The organism is Paraburkholderia lacunae (genome assembly GCF_003353175.1).
Taxonomy (GTDB): domain Bacteria; phylum Pseudomonadota; class Gammaproteobacteria; order Burkholderiales; family Burkholderiaceae; genus Paraburkholderia; species Paraburkholderia lacunae.
In genome coordinates, this window is the sequence record NZ_QHKS01000008.1 from 240,119 (window position 1) to 257,181 (window position 17,063).

A 17,063-nucleotide genomic window follows, 5' to 3' on the forward strand; every position below is an offset into this window, starting at 1 on the left:
CTTGTCGATGCCCCGCTGATATCATCCCACGCACCCCTTCAACGCATCAGCGCCGCCAAGCATCCCTACCCAATCACTCGCTCCTTCGATGCCCACCCATCCCACGCTCCTCACCACCGACCGTCTGATCATGCGTCCGCACACGCGCGACGATTTCCTCGAGAGCTATGCGATGTGGTCCGATCCCGAGGTGATCCGCTACATCGGCGGCAAGCCTTTCACGCGTGAGGAAGTCTGGGCGCGCCTGCTGCGTTACGCCGGACATTGGGCGATGCTGGGTTACGGCTACTGGGTGGTTCGGGACAAGGAGAGCGGCCGCTTCCTCGGCGAAGTCGGCTTTGCCGACTATCACCGGGAGATCGAACCTTCGCTGATGGGCACGCCGGAGATCGGCTGGGCCCTGGACCCGGCCGTGCATGGCCGCGGCTACGCGACCGAAGCCGTGCGCGCCGCGCTGAGTTGGGCCGACCGGCAGTGGCCGGACGCCGAAACCGCCTGCATCATCGCGCCGGACAATCTTCCGTCGCTGCGCGTTGCGCACAAATGCGGCTATCGCGAGCGGCTTCGCACGACGTACAAAGGCAAGCCGACCATCGTCTTGCGGCGCGCGGCAGGCGTGGTTTGAATCGTCGCGCGCCGTGCGGGTTGTGTGTCATTGCCGGCTCGCGGCTTATTGATCACCCTCACTCTCCGCCGCTCGCCGTTGCGCGATCAGATCCGCCAGCCGTTCGATCTGCTGACCGTGCGCGTCGAAGTTGCCGGCATCGAGCCAACGTGCGTAGCACGCACGCAGCGCGGGCCATTCCCCGTCGAGCATCGAGAACCACGCGGTATCGCGATTGCGTTGGCGATATACGATCGCCTGGCGGAAGATGCCTTCGAAGGTGAATCCATAGCGCAGCGCCGCCGTGCGTGACGGGCCGTTCAGCGAGTCGCACTTCCATTCGAAGCGGCGATAGCCGAGCTCGCCGAACACGTGGTTCATCAGCAGGAACATCGCTTCGGTGGCGATGCGGGTGCGCTTCAGGCGCGGCGAGTACGTGACGTGCCCGACTTCGATCACGCCGTTCGCGGGGTCGATACGCATCAGCGCCAGGGTGCCGACGGCCTTGCCGGTCGCCAGATCGATCACCGCATAGTGCAGCGGATCGGCCGACGCCGCCGCGCGCGTCAGATGCTCGCGATACGCGGCGAGGCTCTCGAACGGTCCGACGTTCAGATAGGTCCAGTCGCGGGCATCGGTGGCCGAACTGTATGCGTCGTAGAGGTCTTCGGCGTGACGTTCGACGTCCACCGGTTCGAGCCGGCAATAGCGGCCCACCAGCGGCTCGCGGGCGGGCGCCCGCGCACCGTTCCAGCCCGGCACCGGGGCGCCGACCGGCTGGTCGAACGCGTTACGTGTGGGTTCCATGTCTGCTCTCCTTGTTCACTCGGTCGATTGTCTGAGAGAACAATACGACAAACGTGGTATGTTAAAAAGATCCAGTCTCGCCGCATTTGATAGGTCCAGCATCCATGATCGAGATCATTGGTCCGCTCATTCATTCAGCCAGCGCGCCAGCCGCCTCGCCGTCCACCGCGAGTCGTACGGATACCGGCGCTGCCGCCGCCGGCGACAAACCGGCGCCGCTGCAAAAGCAGCTGATCGAGCGCTTGCAGCAGGCGATTCTGACCGGGCGTCTGCCGGCGGGCTCGCTGCTACCGTCGTCGCGTTTGCTGGCGGCGGAGATGGGGGTGTCGCGCAATACGGTCGTGATTGCCTACGAGCATCTCGCCGCGGTCGGTTATGTCGTCGCCGACAAGAAGGGCACGCGCGTGAGCCCGCTCTCCAGCCCAACCGCGCGCGGCGAACATCAGGTGCAGCCCGCTGCGCCGGAGGCGTTCTATGCCACGCGTGTCGGACAATTCGGCGCCACGCGCACGCATGCCGACAACACCTTGCCGCTGACGCCAGGCACGCCCGCGCTGGATCGCTTTCCGCTCGGCGCGTGGCGGCGCGCGCTCGAACGCTCGATGGAACGCGCATTGCCGCTTGCGCTCGGTTACGGCGCGCCGGCCGGCGAGCCGGCGCTGCGCGAGGCGATCGCTACCCATCTGCGCGTGTCGCGCGGCGTCCGCTGCGACGGCTCGCAGGTGGTGATCACCGAAGGTGCGCAGGAAGCGCTGAACCTGTGCGTGCGGCTTTTCACCGATCCGGGCGACATCGCCTGGGTCGAGGATCCCGGCTATCGCGGTGCGAAGGCGGCGTTCAATCTCGGCGATCTGACCACGCTGCCGATGCCGGTCGATCTCGAAGGCATGGCGGTGCCGGCGGACGCATGGCGCGCGCATCCGCCGAAGCTGATCTACACGTCGCCCGCGCATCAGTATCCGACCGGGGCGGTGCTGTCGGTGGCGCGGCGGCTGGAGCTGATCGCGCAGGCGCGCCGCAGCGGCGCGTGGCTGATCGAAGACGACTACGACGGCGAATTCCGCCACACCGGCGAGCCGATCGCCAGCATGCAGGGGCTGGTGCCGGACGCACCGGTGTTGTACGTGGGCTCGTTCAGCAAAACGATGTTTCCGGCGCTGCGCATCGGCTTCGTGGTGCTGCCGGGCGCGATCGCCGAGCAGGCGGCGGTCGCGTTGCAGGAGATGCTGCGCGGCGGGCATCGTCTGGAGCAACTGGCGTTGGCGCATTTCATCGAAAGCGGGGAGTTCGGACGGCATCTGGGCCGCATGCGGCGCCTCTATCGGGAACGGCAACAGGCGCTACGCGATGCGCTGACCACGCATTTCGAGCCGTCGCAGATTCTCGGCGGCAATTGCGGCATGCATCTGACGCTTCGTCTGCCGCCTCGCATCCCGGATCGGCTGCTCGCTGAACGCGCGCTTGCAGCGCGGCTCAATCCTCGGGCGTTGTCCGGTTTCGCGTTGCAGCCTCGCGACGAGACGAACGGGCTCGTGATCGGCTACGGCAACACGTCAGCCGAACAACTGGCGCCCGCGATCGCTGTATTGGCCGGCCTGATGGGCGAAATGGCGGGTGCACGCGTCGCGTAAGTTTTTACGTTTGTCCGCGCAGCCGATGTCGCGCTATCGTGTCGTTCATGCGCGGTGATTCGCCAGGTGCGCGACGTTGGCGAATCGCCCGCAGGTCATGCTCAGCGCGCGCCGCGCTGCAACATCGCGGAAAGGATGCGCGCGTACGCCGGGCCGCTGCCGGGCGCGGGCATGAAGAATGCGGTTGTGGTTATCTATGACGATTTTTCCGACCGGAGAAGACATGAAGGAAATCGAACCGACACCGTGGTTTGAGCTTGCCGTCCATACGCCCGTTCGTGAAGGCTGGTACGAAGTGCAGTTGACGAGCGGGGACACGGCATTTGCGAAATTTGGCGACGGCGTATGGACCGAAAAACCGTTGCTGGTCTTCACGCACTGGCGCGGCCTGTCCGCCGATCCGGCGAGCGTTCCGGCTGGCGAGGCGGAGTCGATCGGCGCGGAGGCCACCGCGGCGCAAGGCGTGCGTGCCGCCTGGAACGCGTTCTTCCCCGGGCTCGGCGAAGAACAGCACAAACCGTTGGACGCGCTGCCCAACGGCAAAGCTCCGCATTGATAGCAACCCGCGCGGCGGCCTCGCGGCTGCCGCCTTGAATCCGCCGGGGCCTTCAGCTCCGCTTCAACGCTTCGGCAGCCAGTTTGCCGATGTCCCTGTCGATGTCCGGCGTCTCACTTGACGATGTACTCGGCGAACATCGCGGTTCAGATCAGAAGCGTGGCCGCTGGAACGGCGGCGGCGAGGCCGGTGGCCGGGCTGGTCAGCGGTTTCTCGCCGCGCGTGACCAACGCGCTCGCGCCTGCCATCGAGGCTTGCGCCAGTGCCACGACATGCGCGCCGTTTTCGTAAGCGGCGTCCACGGCGGCGGCGACCGAAGACAGATAACCCGCCGTATCGCCCGCCTTGAAGCGGCTCCAGGCACCGTCGACCTTCGAGCGGCCCGTGCGCGCGGCCCGTTCGAGCGCCGTGCGTGACGGCGGCGTCAACAACGCCGCGCGTACCTCGCTACAATCGACGTCGTTCATTGACGCGGAAAGGACGTATGAAAGGCACTCGAGAAGCCGTGGCATTGCCGCGGGCGACGCAGTTACTGAATCATGGACCGGTCACGATCATCACCAGCGCGCACGACGGGCGTTCGAACGTGATGGCCGCATCGTGGGCGATGCCGCTCGATTTCAATCCGCCGAAGGTGGTGGTGGTCGTGGACAGCCGCACGCTGACGCGGCAACTGATCGACGCGAGCGGCGTGTTCGGGCTGCAACTGCCGAGCCGCGGTTTTGCCGCGCAAACGCTCGCGGTGGGGTCGAACGCGGGCGCCGGACTCGACAAGTTCGCCGCCTTCGACCTCGAAACTTTCCCCGCGCAAAACATCGACGTACCGATGCTGGCCGGCTGCATCACGTGGATGGAATGCAAGGTGATTCCGGACGACAGCCAGCGGCACGATCTGATCATTGGCGAAGTCGTGGCGGCGTACGCGGATAGTCGCGTGTATTCGAACAACCGCTGGCACTTCGGCGACGATCCGGATCTGCGAACGTGTCACTACGTGGCGGGCGGGACGTTTTTTGCCACCGGCGACGCGTTCGAAGTCGCGCCAGTGGCAAGCGGCGCGATGGGATAGTTAGCGGTTAGCAGCAGCGAGGCGCGCGCGTGTCCTGACCGCGAGCCTCACGCCCCGCCATCGGCAAACGCCTTGAGTGCGTCGCCCGCCAACCGGTAGCGGACCCACTCGCTCTGCGCGCTCGCGCCGATCGATTCGTAGAAACCGATGGCCGGCTCGTTCCAGTCGAGCACGCTCCATTCGAAGCGGCCGCAGCCCGTGTCGCATGCAAGGCGGGCGAGGTGGCGCAGCATCTGTTTGCCCGCGCCGCTGCCGCGCGATTTCGGCGATACGTACAGGTCTTCGAGATAAAGCCCTTGTTTGCCGAGCCACGTCGAATAAGAAAAGAAGTAGACGCAGAAGCCGATGGGTTCGCCGTTCATCTCGCAGATCAAAGCCTTCGCGGCCGATTCGGCTGAAAACAGGCTTGCTTCGATATCGCCGACGGTAGCCACAACCTCGTGCTCCGCTTTCTCATACACCGCGAGTTCGGTGATGAAGCGCAGAATCAGCGCGGCGTCGGAAGTGTGGGCGGGACGGATGTGGATGGTCAAGGTAAGGTGCTCGGTCGGTGTGAAATGTCGATCGAAGTTTCGCGCGTAGGCATCGGCTTCGAAGCGCCGGCTTCGGATCAGTCCTGCATCGTATCGTTTATCCTGCTGTCCTGGCCAGCGAACGGCCGGTTCCCGACGATATTTAGCAAGCTAACGCGTGAGGTTGTTCAATGAAGCGAGCGTCGATTCTGGCCGTGACATGCCTATGGATGAGCAGCGCGGCCCATGCGGAGAACATGGATTGCAAGAACGCATCCGATCAACTCTCGCTCAACCGTTGCGCGGACATCGAATACCAGGCCGCCGATCAGAAACTGAACGACATCTACAGCAAGCTGCTGAAGAAAGTCAGTCCGCACGGCAAGCCTCGTTTGCAGAAAGCCGAGCGTGCATGGGTCGCATACCGCGACGTTCAATGCGATTTCCTCGCGTCGTCGCCGTCCCCGTACAGCGCGCAGCCGATGATTCATGCGTACTGCCTGAGCCGTCTGACGCAAGCGCAAACCAAACTGCTCGACGAGCAATTGCACTGCCAGGAAGGGGATATCGGCTGCGGTCAACAGTAATGCTTGAAGCACGCCACGAGTGGCAAGCAAGATTGACGCGCCACTGCAAAATCGTTTACTGTCGATCCATGGACTTCCACTCGATTCCCTTCGCTGCCGTCACCACCACGACGACCACCTTCACAGGCGGGTCGTCTGGAGGTTGCACGCGTTAGAAGCGCGAAGCTGTGGCAAACCACCAAAGGCCCCGCCGGAAACGGACGGGGCCTTTGGCGCTTCTGGACCTCCGTTTGCGGCATCAATCCGCGGTATCCATCCGCGGTATCAATCAAACGGAGCGTGACTGTGAACGACATCGATCATCGTGTACTGGGCAACAAACTCGACCTTTTCCATCATCAGGAAGAAGGCGCGGGCATGGTGTTCTGGCATCCGCGCGGCTGGGAGCTTTATCGCGTGCTGGAAGACTACATCCGCGCCCGCATGCGTCGTGCAGGCTTTCGTGAGATCCGCACGCCGCAATTGCTCGCGCGCTCGTTGTGGGAGCGGAGCGGCCATTGGGAGAAGTTCGGCGCGGCGATGTATTCGCTAGCCGACGCGGAAGAAGGGCGCGCGCTATGCCTGAAACCGATGAGTTGTCCGTGCCATGTGCAGGTGTTCAATCAGCGCGTGCGTTCGTATCGCGAGTTGCCGGTTCGCTATAGCGAGTTCGGCGCTTGTCATCGCGACGAGCCTTCGGGCTCGCTCGAAGGTCTGAAACGCACGCGTGCCTTCGTACAGGACGATGCGCATGTGTTCTGCACGGAGGTGCATATCGAGGCCGAAGTCGGCCGCTTCTGCGAGTTGTTGCGCACGGTCTACGCGGACCTCGGCTTTCCTGCCTTCCAGGTAGCGCTTGCCACGCGGCCTACGCTGCGCGCGGGCGATGATCAAATGTGGGATCGTGCGGAAGCCGCGTTGGACAACGCCGCACGCGCGGCGGGCCTCGAATTCGATGTGCTTGCAGGAGAGGGCGCTTTTTACGGGCCGAAACTGGAGTTTCATCTAACGGACAGCCGCTCGCGCAGCTGGCAATGCGGCACGATTCAACTCGACTTCGTGCTGCCGGATCGGCTCGATGCGGAGTTCGTCAATGAACGCAATGAACGCGAGCGTCCCGTCATGATTCATCATGCGGTGCTCGGCAGTATGGAGCGTTTCATTGCAATGCTGCTGGAACATCACGGAGGATGGCTGCCTGTATGGCTCGCGCCGGAGCAAGTTGTGGTCGCGACGATCGGCGATGCGAATACGGCCTACGCGCAACAGCTCATGCGAGCGCTCGACGCCGCCGGTATCAGAGCGCTGCTCGACAACCGGCCGGAGCGGCTGGAAAAGAAGATCGTCGATGCGCGCGAAAAACAGGTGCCGATTCTGGTCATGGTGGGTTCGCGCGATGAACGCGATAGAACGATCACCAGTGTTCGTCGAACGAGGCGGGCGGATGGCGCCGCATGGCCGAAGCGAGTCAAACGCCCGGGCCCCCTTCATGAATGCCTCAGTCCGACCTGTTTCGTCGAAAACCCGTGTTTCGCAAGCGGACCCGGGGCCGAACCAAACGGCAGATCAATGCGAACAACATCGCATGGATCCGACTATCACGATTACATCGAGGAGCGCTCCGACGCATGCGCGTCGGAGCGCTTTGCGCTTTAGGCGCGCAAGGGCCTTAACCCCGTGCGCACTTCGTTCGCGAAGATCATCGGTTCTTCCCATGCCGCGAAGTGTCCGCCTGTTTCGGGTTTGTTGAAGTAAATCAGGTTGTGATAGGCCTTTTCCGTCCAGGTTTTCGGCGCCTGGTAGTTTTCTCCCGGAAAAGCGCTCACAGCGGCAGGCACGTTGACGTCGGCCGCGAGGAAGAAATTCGCGTGCGACTCCCAATAGAAGCGCGCCGCAGAGATGCCGGTGTTGGTCAGCCAGTAAAGTGTGATGTCGTCGAGTATGTCGTCTCGCGTCAGCGCGCCTGCTGAATGGCCGTTGACGGGATGACCGAGCACGGCTGCGCTCAACGCCGCCGCGGGCTGGCCGTAGCCGTCGCCGTGGTCGAGTAGCCAGGAAGCCAGCGCGACGGGCGAGTCGGCGAGTCCGTACAGCGTCTGTGGGCGCGTGCCCATTTCGAGCGCGTATCCGCGCTTCTTCTTGAAGTTCGCGCTCAGTTGCTCATACGCATGCTTTTCCTCATCTGACAGGCCAGCGGGCGTCGGATCGCCCGCGACAAGCGACTTGAAAATGTCAGCCGGAACCGACGCAGGGAAGTTCACATGAATGCCGATCAGTTCGGGCGGCGCCTGTTTGGCCATGATGTTCGTGACAATCCCGCCGAGATCGCCGCCCTGCGAAGCAAAGCGCTCATAGCCGAGGCGTTTCATCAATGTGACCCACGCGCGCGCGGTGCGCTCCGGTCCCCAGCCCGTTGTGGTAGGTCTCGCCGAAAAGCCGTAACCGGGCAACGATGGAATCACGAGATGAAAGGCATCCGAAGCCGGCGCGCCGTACGTAGTCGGATTAACGAGCGGGTCGATGATCTTGAACTGTTCGATGACCGAGCCGGGCCAGCCGTGAGTCACGATCAACGGCATCGCGTTTTCGTGCTTCGACCGGACGTGGATGAAATGGATATCGAGTCCGTCAATCTCAGTGATGAACTGCGGATACGAATTCAGCCGCGCTTCGCATTTGCGCCAGTCGTAGCCGGTTGCCCAATATTGCGCGAGTCCCTGAATAGCGGCGAGCTGAATGCCCTGTGATTCGTCGGGCACCGTCTCGCGATCCGGCCAGCGCGTGGCCTTGATGCGGCGCCGCATGTCGACGAGCTGCGAGTCCGGGACGTGAACGCGGAACGGCCGGATCGCCGTCTTGTCGCCGTTCGCGGATTCGGTGATCTTGCCGATTGCCGGGCTCGTTTCCGCGACGGCGAGCCCGCTTAGCGAGCTTGCCGCGAGCGCCGCGGCGGCCATACCGACAAAGTGCCGGCGCGATGAGGATTGGGGCGTGTTTTTTGACATGGGATCGGTCTCTTGCCTTGGATCAGCGTGTTGCGTTGCGCGTGAAGTCCGCGATGTGCAGTCTCACGAAGTCGTACATGCTCGTGGGTTTGCGGCCCGTGAGTTCGAACAGGTCGTTCGTCATGCGGTCGTACCGTCCCTGAACGTGAAGGTCGGCCATCACGACCAGATGATTGACGACGTGAGCGGGAATGCCGAGCTCGCGCAGTTTGTCGGACCACGGCGCGACCGGCACATTCCGGTAACGGATTGGCCGACCCAGCGCCTCCGAAAAGACGCGGGCGGCATGCTCGAGATCCGTCGATTCGAGGCCCGTCAGGTTATAGATCTTGCCAATATGCGGCGCCGGGTTCTCGAGAATCACCGATACCGCATTCGCGACGTCAACTGCAGAAATGGGCGACGTCTTGCTGTCACCGAGCGGCAGCGCGAGTTCGTCGTTGTCGCGTACGCCGGCTGCGCCAAGCGTCAGGAAGAAGCTCTCGAGAAACGCCGTCGGCCGCACCGTGATGACGGGCAGCCCCGACCACTGCAATACCTGCTCCGCAAGCCAGTGCAGCTTATGCTGGGGGCTGTCGGTCGTCTCCGTGATGCTCATTTCCGTGACTGTCATCTGCGACATGTTCACGATGGCTTCGACGCCCTGATGACGTGCCACCGCAGCAAAATTGACGGTTGCTTCGAGATAGGCCGCAGAGACGGACATGCCGAAATAGACGCGCGAACAACCTTCGATTGCGCGGTGCATCGCAGTGAGATCGGTCAGATCGCCGACCACGACTTCGGCGCCGAGGCGACGCAACTCGTTCGCGCGATCGTCTTCCTTGCGGACCAGCGCCCGCACTTTATAGCCCTTCGCGAGCAATGACGTTGTCACGTTGCGGCCGATTCCACCAATCGCGCCTCCGGCACCCGTCACGAGAATGGGCCCATCATGGGCAGGTTTCGTTGTCATATCACATACCTTTCAAGAAGAGACTTCAGTTTATTTATATATGCATATACACACGTAGGTATGAAAATGTGCGCGTGCATACGTTGACCAATGCGACGTCGGGTCATCGCTCGCGTGCGTCTTGCAGAAAACCGAGCATTGTCTTCGTCACCAGCTCGGGCTGCTCCTCCTGGATAAAGTGTCCACTGTTTTCTAGCGGGTGCGAAGCGCGTTCGTGAACATGCGCGGTCGGCGTGCGGTCGATCATCAGACTCAGCAATTCGGGGCGGTTGTAGTGGCCGGCCGAGTCCATCAGCATCTTGCGGCGGTCGATTTGCGTGAAGTCGAGATCGACGATCACTTCGCCTTCACCCGAGCGAAGCGGCTCGGCCATCAGCATGCCGTCAGGAGCGACGATCGTGGTGAAGCAGCCCCCCGAGATCGGACCGATTCCACAACCGGTATCTTTCATGATTTGCGCTTGCTGGTCCGCGTCCAGCCACGCCGTTGCATTGACGACGAACGCGCCGGATTCGAGCGCATGCTGGCGGATGTTGATTTCCATGCGCTGGGTAAAGCCCTCGCCAAAGGCGGAACCCGGGTACATCGCCGAATGGATCTGCTCGCCGTCGGCGATCATCGCGTAGCGGGCGAGCGGGTTGTTGTGCTCGAAGCATGCGAGCTGGCCGATGCGGCCGACTGCGCTGTCGACTGCACGCAAGCCCGAGCCATCTCCCTGGCCCCAGATCATGCGTTCGAAATGCGTCGGCGTGATCTTGCGGCGGCGCTGGATCAGCGTACCGTCAGCATCGAAGAGCAATTGTGTGTTGTACAGCGTGCCGCCATCGCGCTCATTGACGCCAATGGACACGACCATGCCGGCCTTTCGCGCGGCTTCGCCGATCGCGTCGGTAGCAGCGGACGGCACAGTCACAGCCTGTTCGAGCAGGCGCAGATGTTCGGTGCCCGACAGAAGCTCGATGCCCGTCTGGACGGCCGCAAAGTAAGGGTAATAAGGCACGACCGTTTCGGGGAAGGTGGCGAACTGCACGCCTTTCTGGCCGAGTTCGTGGATCTTCTGCACGACCTTGGCGACGGTTGCTTCACGGCTATAGAGCACCGGGCTGAACTGGACAGCGGCGGCTTTGACGACTTTCATGACAAACTCCTTGACGCGGGGGAAGGGGTACCAGGCGTTGGTCGATCTTGCATATTCAACATCGACCGAAAAACTTCAGACCATGCGCAGCGGCAATTTGCGCGCGATATTCATGAGCTCATGGGCAACGCCTTCGCCGAGGAGGCGCGTCGCGTGGCTCTGTGCAGCCGACCACGCGCTCGCGGCGTTTTTGAGCAGCGCCTTGCCCTCGTGCGTGAGCGAGAGAGGGCGGCTTCGACCATCGCTTGACGGGACGCCCTCGGCAACCCAGCCCTGCGCGATCAGCGGCCGCAGATTCCTTGTCAGCGTCGAGCGCTCGTGATGATTCCGTCGGCCCAGATCTGAGCGGCTAATAGGCCCGAACTCCGCGATCAGCACGAGCAATGAGAACTGCGGCGCCACGATGCCGAACGGACGCAACGCATCGTCATAGACGGAAGTCAAGACGCGGGAGATCTGCCGGGCGCGCGTCAGCAGACAATTGCGCGCGATCTGGCTGCTCGGCGGTTTATCCGCGGTGCGGTCCAGTTCAACGGTTCCGTTCGACTCGTGTTGCATATGCACTACCTCGGTAAGCCCAGTTTTTGCGGTGCGGTGTTTTGCTCGCGATGGGCGTATTTGAGCGGATGAACGTATCCCGCTTGTGTCCGAAAGTCGGTTGTGTGTAAGCGTGCGTATCCCTATCTGTTGCAGATACGTTGAGATACAAAAAAGGGCAGTGCGGGAAAAGAGGGAGGGGAAATGACGAGGGCTGCGGCGTGATGATCTCGCGACGCCTCAGCCGCCGTTGTGGCCTGACTCGGCTTCGATATTCTCCGCCGCGGCACGCGAGAACCGCATTTGATATTCACTCGGCGACAACCCCGTCTTGCGCTTGAACAATTGCCGAAATGTGCTGATATCGCCATAGCCGACCCGCTGACTTACCGCTTCAAGCCCAATTGGCCGCGTTTCCAGCAACCTTTTCGCGACCTCGATGCGTAGATTCTGCAGATACGTCAATGGTGCGAGCCCGACGGCTTCCTTGAAACGGCGATTGAGCGTGCGTTCGCTGACAGCAAGCGACGCCGCCAGATCGCTCAACCGGAATCCCTGCTGCAACGTAGCCTCCATCTGCTGCTGGGCGCGCGCGACGAGCGTGTCGGTATGCCCATGTTCGTCGAGAAGCGTTGCAAAGGAAGCCTGCGAAGTCCGGTTCATGTCGATCAAGAGCGCCTTCGCGGTCATCGTGGCGAGTTCTTCGCCGGCGAATGTTTCGACGAGCCGCACCGCGAGATTCAGATACGACGTCACGGAACCGCCCGAGATGATGCCGTCCTGCGCGATCAGCAGTTCCTGTGCGCGAACTTCGACACGCGGATAGCGGCGCGCGAAGTCCGCGGCTCTCGCCCAGTGCGTCGTTGCAGCGCGGCCATCCAGCAGGCCCGCCTCGGCGAGCAGGTAGTTGGCCGTGCAATAAGCCGCCAGCACGGCACCTGCCTTGCGTTGACGCCGCAGTGCGGAAGACAGCGCGTTCAACTGCTCGCGGCGCCCGATGAACTCGTCGATGTTCGAGAAAAACGGTGCGGTCAGCAGAACGGCGTCCGCCCGTTTTCGCGGGTCGATCTTGCCGTCGACGTGAATGGTCTGGCCCGACGCAGCCGTGACGGGTTGCCCGTCGAGAGATTCCACGCGCCATGCAAACACGGGCGCGGATGTCGTGCCCGGTGCAGCCTTGCGCGCATGGAACTGATTGGCGGCGCTGAAGACGTCAACGGGGCCGGCGACGCCGGACGCGAGGATTCCGTCATAGACCCAGATGCGGACGATGGCCATTGCGTGTCTGAAATTCCCTGAATAATGGCGATGCTGCCACTTCCGGCCGCACGAGTAAACCCCGATCATGGCCACATCCAATGACTTGAAAGCAGGAGCAGCACCATGCCAATGATCGATGCACTGTGGCCCGAAGACGCCTTGACGCCGGAGGCCGAAGCGCGTCTCGTCAAGGAACTGACCGACATCCTCATCAAGGCGGAAGGGTACGATCCCGCCAATCCGATCGCACAGCGTGTCACCGTGTTCCATCTTCATCGGCCTGCTGCGATCTACATCGGCGGCGAACGCACGAGCACGATACGCTACCGGATCATTCCGTCTGCACCCGAAGGGCAATACACCGACGAATCGCGTCGCTCGCTCGTCAGAAACGTCACGGAAGCGGTGGCGCGCGCGGAGAACCGGCCGTTCGATGACGTCGCGCCGCGCGTCTGGGTCTTCCCGACCGAGATTCCCGATGGCGCCTGGGGGACGCGCGGCGCGATTTGGATGTTGCCCGATATTCATGCGTTGCTGGCGGGCGAGTCTGAGCGCGGCGCGGGCGTCGGACGCCTCGCGCGACGCCGCCTCGAAAAGGCGCGCATCACGCTCGAAGCAGCGCTCGATGCCGCTAGCGCAGGCATGACGAGCAAACCGTAACTGGAGCGCCCAGCATGAAATTCAACGACACAGCCCCCGTGCTGGCGCCCGCAGGCGGTCCGCCGCTCTGGCTGGCGAGGCTCGCCGAAAACGCGACGCTCGAAGCCACCGTGCTGAAGCGTCCGATCGAGGGACGAGCCGATATTCTCTCCGTGATCAAACACGCGGTCTCGCTCTACGAATTCCAGCATCACAGCTACAAGGGCGAGATCGGCAACGGTTTGTACATGGAATCCTATCGGTCGCAGATCCAGGGCGTGCCGATCGAAACGGTGGTCGTCGCGCATCTGAACGAACAGGGCGAGACGGATTCCGTGATCATCAATCATCGCCCGCTCAACGCAGCGCTGCTGTTTTCGAAACGAATGTGGGAGCGCGTCGATGAGCGCTTCCGCGATTGCTATCTGACGGGACCAGAAGCCGCAGCGCTGAATACGGCATCTGGTGTGGCCTCGCGCCAGCCTCCTTGTGTTGAAGAGTTGCTGTAACGAACGATCTATCGATCGAAGCAGTGAGGATTTCGCAATGACTGATGCACTAGATGGCGTACGCGAACACTATCGCGCGATGCATAGACTAGGCGGAGGCTCGCGGCAGCCTTCAGGTTAATGCGACAAGAACAGGACATGATGAAAACGCCTTTTTCTTAATTTGACGACAGCCTCTGTGCTGGTCGCTTCTGCTGGAGTCTCCATGGCGCAAACCACTCCGATGCCAAGCACGCCAACCACGAAGATATTGGCGATTGGCACCTTTCCACCGGGCACGGACATGCAACTTGTCCAACACATTCTTCCGACCGAAGTTCGCGAGACGGCGCAGCTCTACCTCGAGGGCAAGATTGACCAGTGGTATTCACTGCAAGACCGGGCTGGCGTGGCGTTCATCCTGAACGTTACGGACGTAAGTCAAGCGCATGAAATGCTTGAGGCACTTCCCTTGGGGAAAGCGCACTTAATGACATTCTCGCTTCTCCCAATAGGCCCACTGAAGCCGTTGAGTAAGCTTTTGAATCCGCCTTCCCCCCAATAGAAAGCGCTACAGCGTACTGGGCTGCTGCGCCGCCGGTTTTGCCGTGCACGTGGCAAACGTTTGGCGAAGCGTGAGATGGTGCAGGGTCTTACGCGCGTTTACAGGCGACGCACCGTACGCGTGCATCGCACGTGATGCCACTGACGGCCTGCAAAGACGCCATTCAAGCCTTCAACGGTAACCAGATTTCGAGTCCACCCATGCCGCTGACCGGATCGAACTGTTCGTCGTAGCGTTCGAAGCTCGGCGCATCGGCGGGCACATGTCCCGACGCCGGCAGCCACTGATTCCAGATCGTGTTCCAGGTGCGCTGGATCGTCGAGATATGCTCGCGATGGCTGAACACCGCGTAACGCTGCGCGGGAATGCGTACGCGGCTCAACTCGGCCGGCAGCGTGGAGAAGTCGCTGACTTCGACGCCGCACAGGTAATCGAAATTGCCCGAGTCGTCGGCGTTGTAGCTGACGCCGTAGGCGACGCCGCCTACTTGCGCCGGCACTTTGCCGTAGTAAGCGCCAAAGCGCTGCCATTGCGAAGGAATGGCCTGGCTGGTGTCGCAGGTGTAGCGCTCGTTCAGGCCCGCGACGAGAAACGGTTTGCCGTCTTCGAAACGCGGTGGTTCCAGATGGGTGAGAAGGGTTTGGTCCATTTTGATCGGCTCCACGATGGCCAGGCGGTCGAGGTGACCACGCGCGCGCAGCGCTTCGGGCGTGAGCCCGAACTGCTCGCGAAACGCGCGCGTGAATGCCTCGTGAGAACCGTATCCGGCATCGAGCGCCACCGCCAGAATGTCCGGTGCGCCGTCAGCGAGGCGCCGTGCAGCCTCGCTCAAGCGACGCGCGCGGACATAGCGCATCACCGGCAACCCGGTGGCCGCTTCGAATGCACGCGACAGGTGGAAGCGCGACACACATGCACAGCCGGCGATATCGTCGAGCGTCAACTCGCGGGCAAAATAGCTTTCGATAAACCAGAGTGCTCTTCCGACAGGGTTCATATCGGTTCTCATGTCAGCATGGAACCAGCATAGCGGGCGGCCAACTGGCGTATTTGATCGCGATTGCGGTTTTGCTAATCAGTCGCTTCGCGATAACAGCACCGCGTTGCCCCTCGGGAGGCCTGCCGCGAACCGACAGGTTTGGGCCGCTCAATAATTTTCGGTTGCAGCCTGGTTCCCAGCGCCTCTCGAGTGTCCTTCCGCTCCCGGCACCTCTTGACCATGTACGCCTTCTTGCGCGCCGGCGCCGCCCGGCTGCCCTGGCCGCAACAGCAATCCGCCAAGAACGCCTGCCGCCGCCGCGAAAATCGCCCCGAACAGGAACGCGACGTGATAGCCGCTGTTGAGCGCCGTCGCCGCGTTTTCCGAAGCCTGCACGGCGCCGCTGCGCGCGGCAGCGAGGCTCGCAAGCACCGCGAGACCGAGCGCGCCGCCCATCATGAACGACGTATTGACGATCCCGGACGCAAGGCCCGAATCGCCCGGATCGACGTCGCTCATCGCGGCAAGCAGCAAAGGATTGAACGCAATACCCGCGCCGAAGCCGAGCAGGATCATGCCGGGCAGCACGTCGAGCACGAAGCTGCCGTTGACCGGCGCGCGTGCGAACAGCGCCAGTCCCACCGCCGCGACCAGCAGCCCGGCGGCGAGCGGCACACGCAGACCGCAGCGCATCACCACCCGCGCTGACAGGCCCAGCGAGAAGAACCCCATGATCAGATTCGCGGGCAGAAACGCGAGCCCAACCTGCAACGGCCGGTAGCCGAGCACGCGTTGCAGATACAGTGCGGAGATGAAAAACCACGCGAACATCGCTGCCGCCCACAGCATGCCGACCACATTCGCGGTCGCGACATTGCGCAAGCGAAACAGACCGAGCGGCATCAACGGATGCTGCACGCGCGCTTCGATGACGAGAAACACGGCGAGCAGCGCCACTGCCGCGAGCAGCAGGCCGAGCGTCTGCGGCGAGGTCCAGCCTGCTTCATTGCCGTTCACGACCGCGTACACGGCCAGCATCAGCGAAACGGTGACCGTCACCGCGCCGGCGACGTCGAGCCGTTCGCCGTGTGCGTGGCCGCGCGCCGACGGCAACAACGCGACGCATAACGCGTAGACGGCGATGCCGATCGGCAGATTGACGAGGAAGATCCAGTGCCAGCTCAGCAGGTTGGTGAGCAGACCGCCGAGCAATACGCCGATGCTGCCGCCGCCCGCGCAGACGAACCCATAGACGCCCATCGCTTTCGCGCGTTCGTCGGGCTCGGTGAACAGATTCATGATGAGCGACAGCGAAACGGCGGAGACGATCGCGCCGCCCAAACCTTGAACGGCGCGCGCGCACACCAGCAGCGCTTGCGAGTTCGCCATGCCGCACGCGAGCGAGGCCAGCGTGAACAGCGTGATGCCGCCTAGGAACAGCTTGCGGTGCCCGTACAGATCGCCGAGCCGGCCGCCCAGCAGCAGACAGCCGCCGAAGGTCAGCATGTACGCGTTGACCACCCAAACCAGCGAGGTCTCGCTGAAGCCGAGATCCGCTGCGATCGACGGCAGCGCCACATTCACGATCGTCGTATCGAGCACGATCATGAGCACGCCCATGCACAGAACGATCAGCGCCAGCCAGCGTTTGCTGCCGTGGATGGAATGGGTCATGCAGGGAACTCCTTTGCCGCGCTCAGTCGGATGCCGGACGCCCCGCCGCATCGCGAGACGCTGGGAACTCGTTGATCG

The 17,063-nt window shown here is 62.6% G+C and carries 20 protein-coding genes; 9 read left to right on the plus strand and 11 right to left on the minus strand.

Translation table 11 applies throughout. The annotated features are described in order from the left end of the window. The first annotated feature begins 88 nt into the window (after positions 1-88). Positions 89-625, plus strand: a complete 537-nt coding sequence (locus DLM46_RS14625; protein WP_115101456.1) for a GNAT family N-acetyltransferase — start codon at positions 89-91, stop codon at positions 623-625. 45 nt (positions 626-670) lie between these two features. On the opposite strand, the gene DLM46_RS14630 is transcribed toward DLM46_RS14625, so the two are convergent. Continuing rightward, on the minus strand, positions 671-1,411 hold the full coding sequence (locus DLM46_RS14630; protein ID WP_115101457.1) for a GNAT family N-acetyltransferase: 741 nt from the start codon (positions 1,409-1,411) through the stop codon (positions 671-673). A gap of 104 nt (positions 1,412-1,515) precedes the next feature. Between DLM46_RS14630 and pdxR the strand changes: the two genes are divergently transcribed. Then, on the plus strand, positions 1,516-3,042 hold the full coding sequence (gene pdxR / locus DLM46_RS14635) for a MocR-like pyridoxine biosynthesis transcription factor PdxR (RefSeq protein ID WP_115101458.1): 1,527 nt from the start codon (positions 1,516-1,518) through the stop codon (positions 3,040-3,042). A gap of 45 nt (positions 3,043-3,087) precedes the next feature. Here pdxR and DLM46_RS39060 read toward each other — a convergent pair whose 3' ends face one another. After that, positions 3,088-3,267: a hypothetical protein gene (locus DLM46_RS39060; protein ID WP_133300340.1), complete on the minus strand. Its 180-nt coding sequence runs from the start codon at positions 3,265-3,267 to the stop codon at positions 3,088-3,090. On the opposite strand from DLM46_RS39060, the gene DLM46_RS14640 reads away from it, so the two are divergent. Then, positions 3,266-3,598: a hypothetical protein gene (locus tag DLM46_RS14640; protein WP_115101539.1), complete on the plus strand. Its 333-nt coding sequence runs from the start codon at positions 3,266-3,268 to the stop codon at positions 3,596-3,598. The genes DLM46_RS39060 and DLM46_RS14640 overlap by 2 nt on opposite strands. A gap of 146 nt (positions 3,599-3,744) precedes the next feature. Here the strand turns inward: DLM46_RS14640 and DLM46_RS14645 are convergent, their stop codons facing one another. Next, positions 3,745-4,065, minus strand: coding sequence for a hypothetical protein (locus DLM46_RS14645; RefSeq protein WP_115101459.1), 321 nt, complete (start codon positions 4,063-4,065; stop codon positions 3,745-3,747). 17 nt (positions 4,066-4,082) lie between these two features. Between DLM46_RS14645 and DLM46_RS14650 the strand changes: the two genes are divergently transcribed. Further along, positions 4,083-4,667, plus strand: coding sequence for a flavin reductase family protein (locus DLM46_RS14650; protein ID WP_115101460.1), 585 nt, complete (start codon positions 4,083-4,085; stop codon positions 4,665-4,667). A gap of 47 nt (positions 4,668-4,714) precedes the next feature. Here the strand turns inward: DLM46_RS14650 and DLM46_RS14655 are convergent, their stop codons facing one another. Then, positions 4,715-5,200 (minus strand): GNAT family N-acetyltransferase, encoded by a 486-nt coding sequence (locus DLM46_RS14655; RefSeq protein ID WP_115101461.1) that lies wholly within the window; start codon positions 5,198-5,200, stop codon positions 4,715-4,717. Positions 5,201-5,436: 236 nt separating this feature from the next. Between DLM46_RS14655 and DLM46_RS14660 the strand changes: the two genes are divergently transcribed. Continuing rightward, positions 5,437-5,766, plus strand: coding sequence for a lysozyme inhibitor LprI family protein (locus DLM46_RS14660; RefSeq protein ID WP_165847977.1), 330 nt, complete (start codon positions 5,437-5,439; stop codon positions 5,764-5,766). Positions 5,767-6,051: 285 nt separating this feature from the next. Beyond that, complete coding sequence (gene thrS / locus DLM46_RS14665; RefSeq protein ID WP_244306210.1) at positions 6,052-7,401, plus strand: threonine--tRNA ligase; 1,350 nt, start codon at positions 6,052-6,054, stop codon at positions 7,399-7,401. On the opposite strand, the gene DLM46_RS14670 is transcribed toward thrS, so the two are convergent. From DLM46_RS14670 to DLM46_RS14690, 5 genes are all read right to left on the minus strand, one after another. Beyond that, complete coding sequence (locus DLM46_RS14670) at positions 7,398-8,750, minus strand: epoxide hydrolase family protein (protein ID WP_115101463.1); 1,353 nt, start codon at positions 8,748-8,750, stop codon at positions 7,398-7,400. The genes thrS and DLM46_RS14670 overlap by 4 nt on opposite strands. Positions 8,751-8,772: 22 nt before the next feature. Beyond that, complete coding sequence (locus tag DLM46_RS14675) at positions 8,773-9,705, minus strand: NmrA family NAD(P)-binding protein (RefSeq protein ID WP_115101464.1); 933 nt, start codon at positions 9,703-9,705, stop codon at positions 8,773-8,775. Between the two features lie 103 nt (positions 9,706-9,808). Further along, the gene (locus DLM46_RS14680; protein WP_244306213.1) at positions 9,809-10,843 is read right to left on the minus strand and encodes a carbon-nitrogen hydrolase family protein; all 1,035 of its coding nucleotides are present in this window, start codon (positions 10,841-10,843) and stop codon (positions 9,809-9,811) included. 75 nt (positions 10,844-10,918) lie between these two features. Beyond that, the gene (locus tag DLM46_RS14685) at positions 10,919-11,401 is read right to left on the minus strand and encodes a MarR family winged helix-turn-helix transcriptional regulator (RefSeq protein ID WP_115101465.1); all 483 of its coding nucleotides are present in this window, start codon (positions 11,399-11,401) and stop codon (positions 10,919-10,921) included. Positions 11,402-11,620: 219 nt separating this feature from the next. Beyond that, complete coding sequence (locus DLM46_RS14690) at positions 11,621-12,658, minus strand: GlxA family transcriptional regulator (protein ID WP_115101466.1); 1,038 nt, start codon at positions 12,656-12,658, stop codon at positions 11,621-11,623. A gap of 105 nt (positions 12,659-12,763) precedes the next feature. On the opposite strand from DLM46_RS14690, the gene DLM46_RS14695 reads away from it, so the two are divergent. From DLM46_RS14695 to DLM46_RS14705, 3 genes are all read left to right on the plus strand, one after another. After that, positions 12,764-13,300 carry a tautomerase family protein gene (locus DLM46_RS14695; RefSeq protein ID WP_115101467.1) on the plus strand — a complete coding sequence of 179 codons (537 nt, stop codon included), beginning with the start codon at positions 12,764-12,766 and terminating at the stop codon, positions 13,298-13,300. A 14-nt stretch (positions 13,301-13,314) separates the two neighbouring features. Then, entirely contained in the window at positions 13,315-13,788 is a 474-nt protein-coding gene (locus DLM46_RS14700; RefSeq protein ID WP_115101468.1) for a hypothetical protein, read from the plus strand. Between the two features lie 205 nt (positions 13,789-13,993). Beyond that, complete coding sequence (locus tag DLM46_RS14705) at positions 13,994-14,332, plus strand: hypothetical protein (protein WP_115101469.1); 339 nt, start codon at positions 13,994-13,996, stop codon at positions 14,330-14,332. A gap of 163 nt (positions 14,333-14,495) precedes the next feature. Here the strand turns inward: DLM46_RS14705 and DLM46_RS14710 are convergent, their stop codons facing one another. Next, on the minus strand, positions 14,496-15,329 hold the full coding sequence (locus DLM46_RS14710) for an AraC family transcriptional regulator (RefSeq protein ID WP_115101470.1): 834 nt from the start codon (positions 15,327-15,329) through the stop codon (positions 14,496-14,498). A gap of 150 nt (positions 15,330-15,479) precedes the next feature. Then, positions 15,480-16,985 carry a DHA2 family efflux MFS transporter permease subunit gene (locus tag DLM46_RS14715; RefSeq protein ID WP_115101471.1) on the minus strand — a complete coding sequence of 502 codons (1,506 nt, stop codon included), beginning with the start codon at positions 16,983-16,985 and terminating at the stop codon, positions 15,480-15,482. Positions 16,986-17,063 lie beyond the last annotated feature (78 nt).

What these genes read in the sequence shown, in the direction of transcription:
- DLM46_RS14625 (WP_115101456.1), top strand. Translation starts at nt 89, where the DNA reads ATGCCCACCCATCCCACGCTCCTCACCACCGACCGTCTGATCATGCGT.
- DLM46_RS14630 (WP_115101457.1), bottom strand. Translation starts at nt 1,411, where the DNA reads ATGGAACCCACACGTAACGCGTTCGACCAGCCGGTCGGCGCCCCGGTG.
- pdxR (WP_115101458.1), top strand. Translation starts at nt 1,516, where the DNA reads ATGATCGAGATCATTGGTCCGCTCATTCATTCAGCCAGCGCGCCAGCC.
- DLM46_RS14640 (WP_115101539.1), top strand. Translation starts at nt 3,266, where the DNA reads ATGAAGGAAATCGAACCGACACCGTGGTTTGAGCTTGCCGTCCATACG.
- DLM46_RS39060 (WP_133300340.1), bottom strand. Translation starts at nt 3,267, where the DNA reads ATGTCTTCTCCGGTCGGAAAAATCGTCATAGATAACCACAACCGCATT.
- DLM46_RS14645 (WP_115101459.1), bottom strand. Translation starts at nt 4,065, where the DNA reads ATGAACGACGTCGATTGTAGCGAGGTACGCGCGGCGTTGTTGACGCCG.
- DLM46_RS14650 (WP_115101460.1), top strand. Translation starts at nt 4,083, where the DNA reads ATGAAAGGCACTCGAGAAGCCGTGGCATTGCCGCGGGCGACGCAGTTA.
- DLM46_RS14660 (WP_165847977.1), top strand. Translation starts at nt 5,437, where the DNA reads ATGGATTGCAAGAACGCATCCGATCAACTCTCGCTCAACCGTTGCGCG.
- DLM46_RS14670 (WP_115101463.1), bottom strand. Translation starts at nt 8,750, where the DNA reads ATGTCAAAAAACACGCCCCAATCCTCATCGCGCCGGCACTTTGTCGGT.
- DLM46_RS14675 (WP_115101464.1), bottom strand. Translation starts at nt 9,705, where the DNA reads ATGACAACGAAACCTGCCCATGATGGGCCCATTCTCGTGACGGGTGCC.
- DLM46_RS14680 (WP_244306213.1), bottom strand. Translation starts at nt 10,843, where the DNA reads ATGAAAGTCGTCAAAGCCGCCGCTGTCCAGTTCAGCCCGGTGCTCTAT.
- DLM46_RS14685 (WP_115101465.1), bottom strand. Translation starts at nt 11,401, where the DNA reads ATGCAACACGAGTCGAACGGAACCGTTGAACTGGACCGCACCGCGGAT.
- DLM46_RS14690 (WP_115101466.1), bottom strand. Translation starts at nt 12,658, where the DNA reads ATGGCCATCGTCCGCATCTGGGTCTATGACGGAATCCTCGCGTCCGGC.
- DLM46_RS14695 (WP_115101467.1), top strand. Translation starts at nt 12,764, where the DNA reads ATGCCAATGATCGATGCACTGTGGCCCGAAGACGCCTTGACGCCGGAG.
- DLM46_RS14700 (WP_115101468.1), top strand. Translation starts at nt 13,315, where the DNA reads ATGAAATTCAACGACACAGCCCCCGTGCTGGCGCCCGCAGGCGGTCCG.
- DLM46_RS14705 (WP_115101469.1), top strand. Translation starts at nt 13,994, where the DNA reads ATGGCGCAAACCACTCCGATGCCAAGCACGCCAACCACGAAGATATTG.
- DLM46_RS14710 (WP_115101470.1), bottom strand. Translation starts at nt 15,329, where the DNA reads ATGAACCCTGTCGGAAGAGCACTCTGGTTTATCGAAAGCTATTTTGCC.
- DLM46_RS14715 (WP_115101471.1), bottom strand. Translation starts at nt 16,985, where the DNA reads ATGACCCATTCCATCCACGGCAGCAAACGCTGGCTGGCGCTGATCGTT.